The sequence below is a fragment of the Polaromonas sp. P1_F8 genome (assembly GCF_056405635.1).
Window position 1 is genome coordinate 926236 of record NZ_JBFUBS010000001.1, and the last position, 16488, is coordinate 942723.

Sequence of the window (16488 nt, forward strand, 5' to 3'; positions counted from 1 at the left end):
GACTGCTTGCCTCCTCAATTCTGATAATCGGCTTACCCGGTTTTTTGGGAGCTCCCAAATGCCAAGACCTGCTTTTTGGAGAGCCTTCTTGAAAATCCTGCAGTCCCTTGCGAAATTCTGCGCTGTGCTGGCGGGCGTTCTGCTCACGGTGATCACGCTCATGACCTGCGCCAGCCTGATCGGCCGCAACCTGCTGGGCGCTACCCTCGTCGGCGACTTTGAACTCACCGGGGTGGTCACCGGCGCGGCCATCGCGCTTTTCATGCCCCTTTGCCAGATCAAACGCGGCAACATCATCGTCGACTTCTTCACCGCCAAACTGGGCGAAACCTCGAACGACAGGCTGGACCGTTTCGGTGCGTTGCTGTTGGGCCTGGTGTTTGCCCTGTTGGCCTGGCGCACGGTGCTGGGCGGCCTCAACTCCTACAACACGCACTCTGAAACCCAGATCCTGGGCTTTCCCGAATGGACGGTATATGCCGCCATGGTTCCGCCCTTTGTGCTGACCTGCGTGATCGGTATTTGCCAATCCCTCTTCGGCTTCGGCGACGCCCATGCGCCGCACAATCCGCTGGACGAGCTGGAGGCACACGTATGAGCTCCATCACGCTCGCCCTGGTCATTTTCGGCATCATGCTGGCCTTCATGGCCGTGCGTGTGCCCATCGCAGTTGCCATGTTTGCCGCAGGCGCCATCGGTTACGTGATGCAGACCGGCTGGGGGCCGTTTTCCAGCTTCCTCAACACTCAGGCCTTCGCGCGCTTTGCCAGCTACGACCTGTCGGTGATCCCGCTCTTCATCCTGATGGGACATTTCGCGACGCAGGGCGGCATCAGCCGCGCCCTCTTCGGGTTCGCAGCGGGTGTGATGGGCCGGTTCAAGGGCGGTCTGGCCATGGCGTCCATCCTGGCTTGTGCGGCTTTCGGCGCCATCTGCGGCTCCTCGGTGGCCACGGCCGCCACCATCACCGGCGTGGCGCTGCCCGAGATGAAGCGCCACGGCTACTCGGGCCGCCTCGCCACGGGTACGCTGGCAGCCGGCGGCACGCTGGGCATTTTGATCCCGCCCTCGGTGCCTCTGGTGATTTACGCCATCCTCACCGAGCAGAATATCGCCAAGCTGTTTGCGGCGGCCATGGTGCCGGGCATTATCGCGATGTTCGGCTACATGGTGGCCATTGCCATCTACGTGCGGCTGGTGCCCGGACAGGCGCCCGAAGTGGACAACGACCGACCATCTATGACGCTGGCTTCGATGCTGGGCATACTGCCCATCGCCATCATCTTCCTGATCGTCTTCGGCGGCATTTACGGCGGCCTGTTCACGCCGACTGAAGGCGCTGCGGTGGGTGCCGCCGCCACTTTCGTAGCCGCCTTGCTCAAGCGCGAGATCACCTGGGCCAAATTCAAGCTGTGCTTTTATGCCACGGCGGAAAGCTCTGCCATGATCTTCCTGATCTTTATAGGCGCCGACCTCATGAACTCCGCCCTGGCCCTGACGCAGGTGCCTAACCAGCTCGCCGGCGTGGTCGGCGGCTGGGGACTGTCGCCACTGATGGTTGTCACGGCCATCCTGCTGTTTTACGTGGTGCTGGGCGCGGTGATGGACGAGCTGTCCATGCTGCTGCTGACGATTCCCATCTTTTTCCCCATGGTGATGGGCCTGGACTTCGGCATGAGCAAGGAATACACCGCGATCTGGTTCGGCATCATGGTGCTGATGACCGTCGGCTTCGGCATGCTGGCGCCGCCGGTGGGCCTGAACGTCTATGTGGTCAATGGCCTGGCCAAAGACGTGCCTATCAGCGAAAGCTACAAAGGTGTCATGCCATTCCTCATCAGCGACACCCTCCGCACCACCTTGTTGCTGCTGTTCCCAGGCATATCGCTGTGGCTGGTGAAATACATCAGCTAGCGCCTATGGCTAGGGCTTTCACCGCTTCTCAAACCCATCCGCTTGCCTTAAATTAGTCAAATTGTTCACAGGAGACACGCCATGATTCAGCGACGAACCCTTCTCAAGACCAGCGCCGCTGCCGCCCTGGGCGCACCGGCGCTGTCCGGCCTGGCCCAGCAGGCCATAACCCTGAAGTTCCATACTTTCATGTCGCCCTCATCCAATGTCTGGCTGGCCATGCACAAGCCCTGGATGGAAAAAGTCGAAAAAGAATCCGGTGGCCGCATCAAGTTTGAAGGCTACCCGGCCATGCAGCTGGGTGGCACGCCGGTGCAGCTCTACGACCAGGCCAAAGACGGCGTGGTTGACGTGGTGTGGACATTGCCCGGCAATACGGCCGGCCGCTTCCCGCGCATCGAGGTGTTTGAGCTGCCCTTCATGATGTCCAACGCCGAAGCGACTTCCAAGGCATTTTGGGAATACGTGCAAACCGTTGCACCCGATGAATTCAAGGATACGCAGGTGCTGGCACTGCAGGTGCACGGCCCCGGTGTGATCCACACGGTCGACAAGCCCGTCAAGTCGATTGCCGACATGCGCGGCCTCAAGCTGCGCGCGCCGACCCGCCAGGTCACCAAGCTCATGGGCGTGCTGGGCGCCACGCCCGTCGGCATGCCGCTGCCGCAGATTCCCGACGCGCTGAGCAAGGGCACCATTACAGGTTGCGTGATTCCCTGGGAAGTCGTGCCTTCGGTCAAGGTCAACGAGCTCACCAAGTTCCACGCCGAGTTCGACCCCGCCGGCGGCAGCCTTTACACCACCACCTTTGTGATGGCCATGAACAAGGCGAAATACAACTCGCTCGCACCCGACCTCAAGAAGGTCATCGACAACAACTCCGGCATGGCCACCTCGGCCTGGCTGGGCAAGGTGCAGCAGGGCAACGACGTTCCCGGCCGCAAGACCGCCAGCGACCGCGGCAACACGATTTACACCGTGAGCGCGGCCGAAGCCCAGGAATTCCGCCGCAAATCACGCACGGTGGAAGTCGAGTGGGTGGAAGACATGAACAAGAAGGGTTTTGACGGCAAGAAACTGCTGGACACAGCACGCAGCCTGATCGAAAAGCACACCAAGACGACGAAAGCCTGATCAACAGGCCGCGCCAGGTGCGCTTTCATGAAACCGGGCTTATGTCCGGTTTTTTTATGCTTCACCTATGTTCTTGTGCCTTTTTGGCCTTCAGACCAATGAATACGGGCGCAATAAGCTCCTGATTTGATAGCACACCACTTCAGGCAAAACCTGCATGACAGCCGGGTTACTGCGGCTGCGGCTTCATTCATGGCGCGCCTGCATAAGAATCCACCCGGTCCCCGTATGGCGGGTGAGTCCGGTCCATCATTCCATTTACCCCAAGGAAGTTCTTTCATGTCACGCTTTTTGAAAACCCTGGCAGCCACCATCCTGGCCTCAAGCCTGAGCGCTTCTTTCACCTTGCCCGCTTTTGCGGCCGGCCCCATGGTCAAGACTCAGGCGCCCGGCTACTACCGCGTCACACTGGGCGATTTTGAAGTCACCGCCCTGTCGGACGGCACCGTCAAGCTGCCCGTGAAAGACCTGCTCACCAACACAACGCCGGCGAAAGTCGGCGCGGCACTGAAGCGTTCATTTTTACCTGACGCAGTCGAGACTTCAGTCAATGCCTACCTCATCAACACCGGCAGCAAGCTGGTGCTGATCGACACGGGTGCGTCCGGCCTCTTCGGCCCGACGCTGGGCAGCCTGCAGGCCAACCTCAAAGCCGCCGGCTACCAACCCGAGCAGGTCGACGAGATCTATATCACCCACATGCATCCCGACCACGTGGGCGGCCTGGTGGTGAACGGCGCCATGGCGTTTCCGAATGCCGTGGTGCGTGTGGACAAGGCGGACGCCGACTTCTGGCTGGATGAAGCCAAAATGAACGCAGCGCCCAAAGAATCCCAGGGCTTCTTCCAGGGTGCCATGGCGTCCATCAAGCCTTACGCAACGGCCGGCAAGCTCAAGACCTTTGAAGGCGCCACCGAGCTCGTGCCCGGCGTGAAGGCGCAGCCCACCCACGGCCACACCGCCGGCCACAGCGTGTATGTGGTGGAAAGCAAGGGCGAAAAACTGGTGTTGTGGGGCGACTTGATGCACGTGGCGGCCGTCCAGTTCGACAACCCGGAAGTCACGATCAAGTTTGATTCGGAATCGCCCCCAGCCGCTAAAGAGCGCGCCAAGGCCTACGCCGATGCCGCGAAAAACGGCTATCTGGTCGGCGCGGCGCATATCGCCTTCCCCGGTCTGGGCCACGTGCGCAAGGGCGCGGGCAAGGCTTACACCTGGGTACCGGTGAATTACTCGTCGCTGAAATAAGAAAATAAACAAAATACGCGTTAAGGCCAATAAAAACGGGCGCGAGCAGCTACTTTTTTGATAGCACTGCAGCAAGCCTGCCGTGCGCCCCGGCAGGCCTGGGCGGGCGCAAAGCCGCTACACTCATCTGATGCAACGACCGCCCCTGAACCACTGCCGCGTCTGCGGCACCGCCGTGGCTTATCGCTTGCCGGACGACGGCGACACAAAAGAGCGGGCCGTCTGCCCGGCCTGCCACACGGTTCACTACGAAAACCCGCTCAACGTCGTCGGCACCGTGCCCAGCTGGGGCGAGGACGGCGCGCAAGTGCTGCTCTGCAAACGCAATATCGAGCCGCGCCGGGGCAAGTGGACCTTGCCCGCCGGCTTCATGGAACTGGGCGAAACCACTTCGCAGGGCGCAGCCCGGGAGACCGATGAAGAAGCCGGCGCCCAATATGAGATGCTGGGCCTTTTTACGGTCATGAACGTGGTGCGCGTCGGGCAGGTGCACATGTATTACCGGGCGCGGCTTTTGAGCACCGAATTCAATCCAGGCCATGAGACCATGGAGGCCAAACTGTTCACTGAGGCCGAAATTCCCTGGGACGAAATTGCCTTCAAGACGGTCAAGCAGACACTGGAGCAGTACTTCGAAGACCGCCGCAAGGGTGCTTACGGCATCCATTCGTTTGATATTGAATGAAGGCCTTCAAGCCCGTGCCGGCCGTTACATTCTGCAGGCAGGGCGCCCGGTAGAATTTCTCTGTATCCGGCTGGTTCTCACCGCGGATTTTCTGCCCCCTCATCGGCCTTCCGGCAGTCTCTTTTTCTAACCTCTTCCCCGGATTTCATGTTCAACACCGCAATTTTTTTCCGCATTGCCGACGATTTTGTGCTTCCTCCGCTGGACGTGCTTGAAGAAATTTTCCAGTCCCACCGTTTCGTTCCCTGCGGCGCAACAGAGCCTGAATCCAGTGGCTGGGTGCCGCCGCGCGGTAACAAAAGCACCGTACTGCTCGAAAGCGTGGGCCGCCAGTTAATCGCCCGCCTGTGCACCGAGCGCCGCCCCGTGCCTTCGTCCGCCATCAAAGCCGCGGTGGAAGAACGCATCGAGAAATACAAGGAAGAAACCGGCCGTGAGCGTGTGGGCGCCAAGATCAAGAAGGAGTTCAAGCAGGAAGTCATGCTGGACTTGTTGCCACGCGCCTTCACCAAACGCTCGACCACCACTCTCTGGATCGACGTAGTCAACAAATTCCTGGTGGTTGACTCCGGCAACCTCACAGGCGCCGACAAGATCGTGAGTTACTTTGTGGAAGCGTTGAGCGAGGTGCCGGGCGCCCTGCCCGGCCTGAAGGCCAGCCCCGTCCAGACGCAGATGTCGGCCGCTGCCGCCATGTCGCACTGGCTGTCGACGCGCGAAGCGCCCTATAACTTCACGGTAGACCGCGACTGCGAGCTCAAGACGCCGGACGACCAGAAATCCACGGTGCGCTACTCGCGCCACACGCTGGAGATCGACGAAGTGGCCCAGCACATTGCCGCCGGCAAACTGCCCACACAGCTGGCGATGACGTGGAACGAGCGCGTGTCTTTTGTGCTGACGGAAACCGCGCAGCTGAAAAAACTCAAGCTGCTCGATGTGGTGCTGGACGGCGTTCAGGAAAGCGGCAAGGACGACGACGGTTTTGACACCGACGCGGCCATCATCACGGGGGAACTGTCTTCGCTGATTCCGGACATGCTGGAGGCGTTGGGCGGGGAACTCGCCGAGGGAGAAGTCACACCGCACCCGGCCACCTCGCCTGCTGCCGACCCGGTACCAGAGCCCGCGTAGCAAATAAGGAAGACAGGTCATGCCCCAACACATCGGTATCGTCGGCTGCTCCGCCGAAGGCGCTGCGCTTTGTTATCAAACCATCTGCGTGGAAGGCGCCAAGACCCTGGGGCCGCATGCCCATCCTGAAGTGTCGATGCATACGCCGTCGCTTTCAGATTACATGGCGTGCATCTATCGCAACGACTGGGACGGTGTGGGCGACATCATGCTCGCTTCCGCGCACAAGCTCGCAAAAACCGGAGCTGACTTCCTGGTCTGCCCCGATAACACCATTCACCAGGCGTTTGCCTACGTACAGGAACGATCCCCCCTGCCCTGGCTCCATATCGCAGAAGTCGTTGCCGAAGAAGCGGCCAGGCGCGGGTCCCGGCGCATCGGCATCACCGGCACGCGATGGCTGACGAACAGCGAGGTCTACCCCGAAAAGCTCACGGCGCGCGGGTTGCAATACCTGCGCCCCACCGACGCCGAGCGAGACGAGATCAACCGCATCATCATGGATGAGCTGGTGTATGGCGTCTTCAAGCCCGAGGCGATCGCGTATTTTCAGAAAGTCGTCGAACGGATGAAAAGCGACGGCTGCGATGCTGTCGTCCTGGGCTGCACGGAGATCCCCCTGATCATGAGCGATTCAAACTCGCCCCTGCCGACTCTGGACTCCACCCGCCTGCTGGCGCGCGCGGCGCTTGTCAGGGCGACGCAGGCCGCGCGACCTTCGCCTGATTGAAAAGATTCAGTGCTGGCCCGGCGTAGCGCGAAGCCGTGAAACGGTTGTCGGCAAATCCTGCCAGGCCGGTTCCAAGGGTGCATAGCGGCCGCGCATATACGCAGCCAGCGTTGCGACCTGGGCATCATCCAGGCTATGGCGAAACGCCGGCATGAAACCGATGTCTTTGCTCGCCGGTGACTGAATTCCCTCAAGGATCACCCGCACCAGGTTGTCGGGCCGCTCGCTGTGCAGCTTGCTGTTAAGGGCCAGGGGCACGTTCACCCCCAGCAGTCGCGGGCCGTCGCCATCGTGATGACACGATGTGCAAGCGCCATTGAACAGGCGCTGGCCAGGACCCGGTAAGCTGCCGGCAGATTGCTGCGCAGACAAGACGACCTGACTGGCACGCTGGACGCTTTCGGTTTCTGCAATTGGCTCGTTAAAAGATACCAGGTATGTCGCCATCGCACGAATATCTTCTTCAGGCAAGGCGGCCAGTTCCTTGATCACAGGCGCCATCGGGCCCGCGGCAATACCGTGCTGCGGTGAGTAGCCGCTACGCAGGTAGCGGTACAGCTCCGCAGCATTCCAGGGCACGGGCGCACGCGAGAGCGCGGTCAGCGCCGGAGCGTCCCAGCCATCCACCACGGCCCCGCTTAAAAAGGCCTTTCCGCTGCGCTCGGCACCCGCGGCATTGCGCGGCGTATGGCAGGCGCCGCAATGGCCAAGGCCGTTGACCAGGTAGGCACCACGACTCCATTCGGCAGTCTGCGCCGGGTCGGCTCTGTAAGGTGCCGGGTCATGAAACAGAGCATTCCATCCAGCCATCAGCGGCCGCACACCAAAGGGGAAGGCCAGCCGTGTGGCCGGTGGTTCTGATCGCACGGGGGGCTGGGCCATCAGGTAGGCATACAGCGCGGTCAGGTCTTCATCGCTGGTTTTGGCGAACGCGGTATAGGGAAACGCGGGATACAAATAGTGGCCATCGCGGGAAATTCCTTCACGCATGGCGCGCTGGAAGGCGCTGAAGGACCACAAGCCTATGCCGGTGTCCGCATCGGGCGTGAGGTTGGTGGTGATGATCTTTCCAAAAGGCGTATCCATGGCCCTGCCACCGGCATTGGGTATGCCGCCAGGTGCTGTATGGCACACCACACAATCGCCCGCGGCCGCGAGCTGCCGGCCGCGTTCCAGCGTGGCGGCGGTGTAAACGGATGCGCCGCTTTGCACCACCGGGGCGATGACCGACCGGCCACCTGCCAGCGCCCACACGATGCCCACAACCCCCGCGAGCAAGGCGCCTGCGCGGGACCACCAGGCCACGCCTTTCGGCCATGCCGCGCCCTCAGGTACGGGATTGGGCAACCGGGCCGGAGCCGCCGGAATGGCTGGCTCGGCCGCGAGCCCCGGGTTGAGCGCAGCACGTACGACTTCCGGCGTGAAAGGCGGCTGGCGAAAACGCACGCCGGTGGCATCAAAAATGGCGTTAGCGATGGCAGCCGTACCCGGCACCGAAGACGACTCTCCGGCGCCAAGCGGTGGCTCACCGGGGCGCGCCATGGTCACGACCTCAATCACCGGCACGTCCCGGAAGTTCAGGATGGGATAACTTCCCCACTCCAGGCTGGTCACCTGATTTGTTTTGGGCGACACCATGACCTGCTCCGTGAGTGCACGGCTGGTCGTCTGCACTACATTGCCATGGATCTGGTGCTGAACCCCGGCGGGGTTGATCAGCGTGCCGGCGTCATGCCCCACCACCACGCGCCGGACATGCACCTCGCCCGTCTTGCGATTCACTTCGACGTCGGCCACCCAGGCCGCCCACGCCGCCCCAAACCCCGGCCATTTGCTGTGCATGTAGCGGGCATACGCAAAGCCCTGGCCGCGCACGACGTCCTGTGGATCACCAGGCGCGGCCGGCTGCTGCTGCGGTGTCGTATGCGCCATCCAGCCGGCGCGCTCGGCCGTGGCACGCACCAGCTCGGCGGCGCGCGGCTCCTTCAGGTACCGCAGCCGAAACTCCACCGGATCGACACCCGCTGCTGTTGCCAGTTCGTCGATGTAGGACTCATGCGCGAATGAATTGGGCAGCGCCGAAACACCACGCAACCATGACGCCCGCAACAGCGGCGCCATGTCATTGACGGCGATGCGCATGTTGGCGTATTCGTAGGGTGGCCGGGCGGTTCGGTCGCCCATTTCATAGGCCTGCGCGACCGGTTCGATGGTGCGGGTGAGCAAGAGCGCCAGCGTGGGCGCGCCATTCGAAGGGTAGGAGGTCTGGAAGTCATACGCGGCAACCGACCCGTCGGCATTCAGGCCACCGTTGACCTGCATGAGCTGGGCTGCGCCTTTGGGCTCCCACGCATGTTCCTGCTCACGCGTCAGCTGCACACGCACAGGGCTGCCAACAGCACGCGAAAGCAGCGCGGCATCTGCCGCCACATCGTCAGCGCAATTTCGTCCGTAGCAGCCCGCCGCCTCCATGCGGATCACGTCAATGGCGACATCGGCCAGGCCTGTCAGGCGCGACAGGTCAGCCCGCAGCACGTGGGGGTTTTGGGTTCCTGCCCATACCGTCAGACGCTCCTGCTGCCAATCGGCCACGGCACACGAAGGCCCGAGGGAGCCATGCATTTGATAGGGCCATACGTAGTTGCGCGCCAGGACTTGTGCCGCGCTTGCCATCGCGGTGTCCACGTTGCCGTCGTCGACAAGCCTGCGCTGCGTGGCCGGGTTGTTGCGGATCGCCTGCTCAAGGTCGCCCAGATTGGCGAGACCGGGCCACGGCTTCCAGCTGACACGCAATTCACGCAGCGCCTGTTCGGCCTGCTCTTCCCGCTCTGCGACGATGCCGACAAAGTCGCGGATCACCACCACGGCGCGAATGCCCGGAATGTGGGCAATCGATGATTCGTCCACCGATTCCAGCGTATTGCCAATGAAGTCGCCGTGATCAGCCCCGGCATAGGGCGGCCGCACGACGCGGCCGTGCAGCATGCCGGGCAAGCGCATGTCGTGCACAAATGTCAGTGCCCCGGTGGCCTTGGCCGGGATATCCAGGCGTGCCGCGCTGGTCCCCACCAGGCGGTAGTCGGCTGCATCCTTGACAGGAGTGCCCGGCACCAGCGAGAGATGTGCATGCTCATTGGCCAGCAATGCGCCATACGTCACCGATTTATCTTCCTGCCCCACCACAGAAACAACGCCGTCTCGCACGGCGAGCAGGGAGGGATCCGCCTGCAGTACGCCGGCTGCGCGCATCACCAGCCACGCGCGTGCCTGCGCCGCCGCGGCCCGCAAAGGGACGGCATGAACCTGGATGGACGCGCTGGCAATCGTGGCCCCTTGGTTGGGCGCGCGCGTCGTGTCCCCAAGAACCATGTTGACCTGCCCGAGCGCAACGTCCAGCTCTTCAGCCACGATCTGCGCCAGGGCCGTCCGGATACCGGTGCCAAGGTCTACATGGCCGTTCAGGGCCGTCACGCTGCCGTCATCCCACACGGCAACCAGTATTTCAACGCCCTCTTGCGGATTGGCGCTGACCAGTGCAGGTTGGCCACGGGCGGGTGGAGGCGCCGGCGGCGGCTCGCGACTCACCAGCAAGACGCCGCTGGCCGCATGAAAATCGGCGCGTGTCAGGGGCGCATCGGCGCGACGCGTCATGGCGAGTTCCCCCGGGCAAGGCTTTGGCGCGTCAGCTCTGCCGCACGCAATACAGCCTTCACGATCTCCAGGTGCGTGCCGCAGCGGCAGAGATTGCCGGACAGTTCGCTGCGTATGTCGTCCTCGCCAGGTGCGGAGTTTCGCGCCAGCAAGGCGACAGTCATCATGATCATGCCGTTCAGGCAGTAGCCGCACTGGGCGGCCTGCTCTTCAATAAACGCCTGCTGGACCGGGTGAAGGGCCGCCGGCGTACCCAGACCCTCAAGGGTGGTGATTTCGCGGCCCGTCACGCCGCACGCCGGAATAACGCAAGCGCGTGCCGCCACACCGTCGACCAGCACGGTGCATGCGCCACACTCTCCCAGACCGCAGCCATATTTCGGGCCATTCAGCGCGAAATCGTTACGCAGCACCGTCAGCAGGCTGGCCTGCTCCGCAACGGGCAGCGTACGCTCCAGCTGGTTAACGGACAGTGTGACGATGAAACCCATATTTACCGAACCAGAGCTGGCTCGCGTGGTGATTTCTCAATATCGATGAGATACGGCCTACACACTGAGATAGGCACGGCGCACTTCTTCATTTGCAGCCAGATCCGCCATGGATCCTTCAAAACGGATTTGCCCTTTCTCCAGCACATACGCCCTGTCGGACACCAGTTCGGCGAAATGCATGTTTTGCTCGGACAACAGAATGCTGACGCCGTGGGCCTTCAGCTCGAGGATCATGTTGGCCATTTGCTCCACAATGACGGGCGCCACGCCTTCAGAGGGCTCGTCAAGCAGAACCAGATAGGGATTGCCCATCAAGGTCCTGGCCACTGTCAGCATTTGCTGCTCGCCACCACTCATGCGGCCGCCGGGACGCGTGGGCATCTCGCCCAGGTTGGGAAACAGCTTGAAGAGGCGTTCCGGCGTCCACAAGGGGGCCTCACTGCCGTCGGGCCAGCGGCGCGGCGCCTGCCGCCCTACTTCCAGGTTTTCGGTCACTGTCAGGTCGGTGAAGATCCGCCGGTCTTCCGGCACAAAGCCCAGGCCCATCCGGGCAGCATGGTGTGGTTCACTGCTGGAGATGTCTTTACCGAGAAAGGCCACACTGCCACGACGCTTGTCGAGCATCCCGATCAGCGACTTCAACGTGGTTGATTTTCCGGCGCCGTTGCGCCCCATCAGGGCGACGACTTCGCCGCGCCCTACAGCAAGGTTGACGCCAAACAGTATTTGCGCCGCGCCGTACCAGGCCGACAGGTCTTTCGCCTCCAGCAGAATATTGTTGCCGTTGCCCATCACGCTGCTTCCTTTTCAATGGCCTTTTTCTCGAAGGTTTTGCCACTGCCGAAATAGACTTCCTGGACTTTGGGGTGGTCGCGGATATCCTGCGGCTTGCCTTCCGCAATCAACCGGCCACGCGCCAGCACGATCATGCGGTCAGCATAGGCAAACACCACGTCCATGCTGTGCTCGGTAAAAAGCACCGCCATGCCCCGGTCAATGACCAGTTGTTTGGTCAGCGCCATCAAGTCGTTTCGCTCCCTGGGAGCCATACCGGCTGTCGGCTCATCCATGAGCAGCAACTTGGGGTTGTTGGCCATGGCCATGGCCAATTCCACACGCTTGACATCTCCATATGCCAGCACGCTGCAAGGGCGGTCAGCCTGCGGCTTCATATTGACCTGCTCAAGCAGCGCCATGGCCTCGTCGCGCTTGTAATCAGCGGCACGGCGCCACATGGAAAAAAGCCGATGGTCTGCGGACAGCAAGGTCATCTGGACGTTCTCCACGACCGTGAGTGAAGAAAAGGTTTCGGCAATCTGGAATGTCCGGCTGACACCGCGCCGCCAGATTTCACGGGGAGCCAAGCCGATCAGCTCCTGCGAGTCCAGCTGGATGGAGCCTGTATCTGCGCGCAGCTGGCCGTTGACCATATTGAACGTGGTTGATTTCCCGGCTCCATTGGGCCCGATCAAGGCCAGCAGTTCGCCCGCTGCCAGCTCAAAGTTCACGCCATCGACAGCTCTGACACCGCCGAACGATTTACCCAGCCCTGACACCTTCAGCAAGCTCATGACTTCTCTCCCGCACCGCGGCGGCGGGCCAGCAGCTGTTTGGCAAAGCCTGCAATTCCCTGGGGAAACAGCAGCACAAGAACCAGGATGATGGCGCCCAGCATGGCTCGCCAATAGTCGGTGTTTCGCGCCACGGTATCGTGCAGCCATGTGAATGTGACTGCACCCACAACAGGCCCCAAAAGCGTCTGGATTCCGCCCAGCAAAACCATCACCAGACCGTCGATCGACTTGCTGACGTGCAGGCTTTCGGGCGAGATACTCCCTTTTGAAAAGGCATAAAGCGCCCCAGCGAGCCCCGCAAATGAGCCCGCAATCACAAATGCGACCCATTGCAGGCGTTTGACATTCATGCCGATGGCATCCGAGCGCAGCACCGAGTCGCGCGCAGCACGCATGCCATAGCCAAACGGTGAATACAGCATGCGGTGCATCAGCAAGACCCCCCCGGCCACCAAGACAAGGGTGAGGTAGTAATAAATGCGTTTGTCCGCCAGCCACTCGGAAGGCCATACACCGGTTAATCCGTTGCTGCCGCCGGTGAACACGTCCCATTGATAACAAATCGCCCAGGTAATTTGCGCAAAGGCCAGCGTCAGCATGGCGAGGTAAACACCGGACAACCTGACGCAGAACCAGCCATAGACAAAAGCACCCAGCGCCGCCACGAAGGGTGCGACGACCAGCGCCAGCTCCATGGGCATGTTCAGGCTGCGTACCAGCAACGCGGCGCCATAGGCCCCAAGGCCGAAGTAAGCGGCATGCCCAAAGGAATGCATCCCGGCAGGCCCCATGATGAAATGCAGGCTGCAGGCGAACAGGACAGCAACCAGCAAGTCAATCAGTAACACGGTGACGTAAGGGGACTGTGCCGCCAGCACAGGCATCAAAGCCAGCAACGCCAGCAGGCCCGCACAACCCCAGGCGTACAAGCGGTGTGGCCGGCGCAGCGGCTCTTCGGCCACACCTGCATGCCGGCTGGGTGCCTGTGGCCTGCCGAACAACCCCCAGGGGCGGGCTACCAGGACAACGGCCATCACCAGAAATTCCACCACCAGGGTCAGCTTGGAAAAAGAGATGCTGATGCCCGCAATTTCGACCAGCCCCAGCCAGATGCAAATGGCCTTGAGTTCGGCAATCAGCAGTGCTGCCACGTAGGCACCCGGGATGGAGCCCATGCCCCCGACCACCACCACCACAAATGCGGCGCCGATGATGTTGAGATCCATTTCCAGGTTAGCCGGTTCGCGCGGTAGCTGAAGCGCGCCGCCAAGGCCCGCCAGAAGTGCGCCCAACGCAAAAACGGCTGTGAACAGCCACGCCTGGTTCACACCCAGCGCGCTGACCATTTCGCGGTCCTGGGTGGCCGCCCGAACCAGGGTACCCCATCGGGTTTTGGTGAGCAGAAGCCAAAGCAGGCCGAGGACGACAGGTCCCGCGACGATCAGGAAAAGATCATAGGAAGGAAACTGACGCCCAAGGATCGACACAGAGCCGGTCAGGCCGGGAGCCCGGGGGCCAAGCAGCTCCTCGGGGCCCCAAAACCACAGCACGCCATCCTTGATCACCAGGCCAAGCGCAAACGTTGCAAGCAACTGAAAGAGTTCCGGTGCACGGTAAATACGGCGCAGCAACAAAACCTCGACCAGGCCGCCGAGAACACCAACAGCCAAAGCGGCAATCAGCAAGGCAGGCCAGAAACCCAAGGTATTGCCGAGAGCACTGACCAATGAATAGGCAACGTAGATGCCCACCATGAAAAAAGATCCATGGGCAAAGTTGACAATCCGGGTAACACCAAAGATCAACGACAAACCAGCCGCCACGAGAAACAGCGACGATGCACCGGCCAGGCCATTAAGCAACTGCACGATAAAGCCTGAGAAGCTCATGAACAAACCTTTTTTCTGCGGGATAGCATGGCCAGCAAGCAGCGCACAGCGGACACACCTTTAACATGACTGCGGCACCGGAACTGCCGGCCAACCGCCATGAGTGCATGCACGAGGTGCGGCACCTGCCGCCGTCAACACTTGCCTCGGTCTAGTCGGCAGCGCGCATTTTTTTCACTTCGACGTTGCTGGGCTGAACTTTTGAACCATCGATATATCGATAGTCGACCATCACGCCCTTGCCGCCTTCATTTTTTGTGCGTCCCACATAGGCACCCATGGTGGACTGGTGGTCTTCCGGGCGAAAAACCACGGGACCAAAGGGTGTTGTCACGTTCAGGCCGCGGAAAGCGGTAATCAGCTTTTCCGTATCGGTTGATTTGGCTTTTTTCATGCCTTCGGCCAGGGACTTGATGGCGCTATAGCCGACTACGGAACCCAGGCGCGGATAGTCTTTGTACTTGCCGTGATAAGCAAGAAAGAAAGCCTTGTGTTCGGGTGTCTGGATGCCGTACCACGGATAGCCGGTAACCACCCAGCCGTTGGGCGTTTCTTCCTTGAGCGGATCGAGATATTCGGGCTCACCCGTCAACAGGCTGACGACTTCACGCCCCTGAAACAGGCCGCGGGTATTGCCTTCACGAACAAACTTCGAGAGGTCGGCACCAAAAAGAACGTTGAAGATGGCATCCGGCTTGGCGTCCGCCATGGCCTGCACCACACTGCCCGAGTCGACCTTGCCCAATGGAGGCGCCTGCTCGGCCACGAACTCCACATCGGGCTGCGCGGCTTTCAGCAAGGTCTTGAACGTTGCTGCTGCGGACTGCCCATACTCGTAGTTGGGATACACCACCGCCCAGCGTTTTTTCTTCATCGCGGCGGCTTCCGGGACCAGCATGGCAACCTGCATGTAGGTGGAGGTCCGCAAGCGGAATGTGTAGCGATTGCCGTTTTGCCAGACGATTTTGTCTGTCAGAGGCTCAGCCGCCAGAAAGAAGAACTTCTTCTGCTTGGCAAAATCGGTCAGCGCCAGACCGATATTGGAAAGGAAGGAACCCGTCAGCACGTCGACTTTTTCGCGCGAAACAAGCTCTTCGGCCGCACGAACCGCATCGCCTGGGTTTGCGTTGTCGTCGCGAATAATCAGCTGGACCTTCTTGCCGTTGATGCCACCACCGGCATTGATTTCCTCAACGGCCAGTTCCATGCCTTTCTTGTACGGTTCCAGGAAAGCAGGCTGGGCCTTGTAGCTGTTTATTTCCCCTATCTTGATGACGCCTTGGGCATGCGCGTTCACGAATGAGGTGATCAGCCCGAGGAAAGCGACGGTGCTCAGCATTTTGTGGTGCAGCTTCATAAGTACTCCTGGTTGTCTTGGGTCAGATGGAAGGCGAAAGGCGATGGGTCATGACGGTGAGCGATGGATTGGCAGCCCGGGGCTACCTTAACCCATCCTCCCCCTTGATTTCACTGGTTTGAAGCCCCCCCACACGCGGCAGGGGCCGGCCGCTGTCCGTAACGACGACCGCCACCACAATTTCGTTGGCGCGGGGAGCGTCGGCGATGCGGGCTTCCATGGCATCGAAATGGCTGCGCACAAACGCGGCATCCTTGTGTCCCAGCGGCACGTCAATAGCGGTACCAAGGCCACCTCGTTTTTTGCTTGAGGGCACCAGTGCCGCGCCTTTTTCCACCGCCAGGCGCAGCGGTGCGCCCAGTTTGGGATGCAGGATCGCGGCCGCATGCTCGAGCTCGCCCGCCTCGCCCACGATGGCAGCCTTGCCGTAGCTATGGGCCTGACCCGGCGAAATCCCGAGGGCCTGCACACATTTTTGCCCCAGCAACCCACCAAGCTCCTCACCAATGTCCATCAGCGCATCGAGTTTTTCCGCGTACACCCCGGAAAAAGGATTTTCGATCACTGCCATCGCCAACGCCCTTCGTGTCGGCGGAGTGACGGTTTTCCCATTTTCGATATGCGTTTCGTCGATCTGCACAACAATTTTTCGAATCATGGCTGCCATAGTGTTTCCTT

The 16488-nt window shown here is 61.1% G+C and carries 14 protein-coding genes; 7 read left to right on the forward strand and 7 right to left on the reverse strand.

What is annotated here, in order from left to right; translation table 11 throughout:
- The first annotated feature begins 88 nt into the window (after window positions 1–88).
- The 7 genes from AC1D1J_RS04380 (at window position 89) to AC1D1J_RS04410 (ending at window position 6845) form a co-directional block, all read left to right on the forward strand.
- Window positions 89–598, forward strand: a complete 510-nt coding sequence (locus AC1D1J_RS04380) for a TRAP transporter small permease (protein ID WP_477685436.1) — start codon at window positions 89–91, stop codon at window positions 596–598.
- Window positions 595–1914 carry a TRAP transporter large permease gene (locus AC1D1J_RS04385; RefSeq protein WP_477693981.1) on the forward strand — a complete coding sequence of 440 codons (1320 nt, stop codon included), beginning with the start codon at window positions 595–597 and terminating at the stop codon, window positions 1912–1914. The genes AC1D1J_RS04380 and AC1D1J_RS04385 overlap by 4 nt, the downstream gene beginning before the upstream one ends.
- Before the next feature lie 81 nt (window positions 1915–1995).
- A complete protein-coding gene (locus AC1D1J_RS04390; RefSeq protein ID WP_477685434.1) occupies window positions 1996–3048 on the forward strand; it encodes a TRAP transporter substrate-binding protein in 1053 nt (350 codons plus the stop codon).
- A 279-nt stretch (window positions 3049–3327) separates the two neighbouring features.
- Complete coding sequence (locus AC1D1J_RS04395; RefSeq protein WP_477693982.1) at window positions 3328–4296, forward strand: MBL fold metallo-hydrolase; 969 nt, start codon at window positions 3328–3330, stop codon at window positions 4294–4296.
- 130 nt (window positions 4297–4426) lie between these two features.
- Complete coding sequence (locus tag AC1D1J_RS04400) at window positions 4427–4981, forward strand: NUDIX hydrolase (RefSeq protein ID WP_477646458.1); 555 nt, start codon at window positions 4427–4429, stop codon at window positions 4979–4981.
- Window positions 4982–5128: 147 nt separating this feature from the next.
- On the forward strand, window positions 5129–6115 hold the full coding sequence (locus tag AC1D1J_RS04405; protein WP_477685432.1) for a recombination-associated protein RdgC: 987 nt from the start codon (window positions 5129–5131) through the stop codon (window positions 6113–6115).
- 19 nt (window positions 6116–6134) lie between these two features.
- Window positions 6135–6845 carry an aspartate/glutamate racemase family protein gene (locus tag AC1D1J_RS04410; RefSeq protein WP_477685431.1) on the forward strand — a complete coding sequence of 237 codons (711 nt, stop codon included), beginning with the start codon at window positions 6135–6137 and terminating at the stop codon, window positions 6843–6845.
- A gap of 6 nt (window positions 6846–6851) precedes the next feature.
- Here AC1D1J_RS04410 and AC1D1J_RS04415 read toward each other — a convergent pair whose 3' ends face one another.
- The 7 genes from AC1D1J_RS04415 to AC1D1J_RS04445 form a co-directional block, all read right to left on the reverse strand.
- Window positions 6852–10496 (reverse strand): molybdopterin cofactor-binding domain-containing protein, encoded by a 3645-nt coding sequence (locus tag AC1D1J_RS04415; protein ID WP_477685430.1) that lies wholly within the window; start codon window positions 10494–10496, stop codon window positions 6852–6854.
- Complete coding sequence (locus AC1D1J_RS04420; protein ID WP_477685429.1) at window positions 10493–10987, reverse strand: (2Fe-2S)-binding protein; 495 nt, start codon at window positions 10985–10987, stop codon at window positions 10493–10495. Before AC1D1J_RS04420 ends, AC1D1J_RS04415 begins: the two co-directional genes overlap by 4 nt.
- Window positions 10988–11044: 57 nt before the next feature.
- Entirely contained in the window at window positions 11045–11782 is a 738-nt protein-coding gene (locus AC1D1J_RS04425; RefSeq protein WP_477646605.1) for an ABC transporter ATP-binding protein, read from the reverse strand.
- The gene (locus tag AC1D1J_RS04430) at window positions 11782–12561 is read right to left on the reverse strand and encodes an ABC transporter ATP-binding protein (RefSeq protein WP_477685428.1); all 780 of its coding nucleotides are present in this window, start codon (window positions 12559–12561) and stop codon (window positions 11782–11784) included. The genes AC1D1J_RS04425 and AC1D1J_RS04430 overlap by 1 nt, the downstream gene beginning before the upstream one ends.
- On the reverse strand, window positions 12558–14453 hold the full coding sequence (locus tag AC1D1J_RS04435; protein WP_477685427.1) for an ABC transporter permease: 1896 nt from the start codon (window positions 14451–14453) through the stop codon (window positions 12558–12560). Before AC1D1J_RS04435 ends, AC1D1J_RS04430 begins: the two co-directional genes overlap by 4 nt.
- 151 nt (window positions 14454–14604) lie before the next feature.
- On the reverse strand, window positions 14605–15810 hold the full coding sequence (locus AC1D1J_RS04440) for an ABC transporter substrate-binding protein (RefSeq protein ID WP_477685426.1): 1206 nt from the start codon (window positions 15808–15810) through the stop codon (window positions 14605–14607).
- A gap of 82 nt (window positions 15811–15892) precedes the next feature.
- A complete protein-coding gene (locus tag AC1D1J_RS04445; protein ID WP_477685425.1) occupies window positions 15893–16477 on the reverse strand; it encodes an amino acid synthesis family protein in 585 nt (194 codons plus the stop codon).
- Between the last annotated feature and the right edge of the window lie 11 nt (window positions 16478–16488).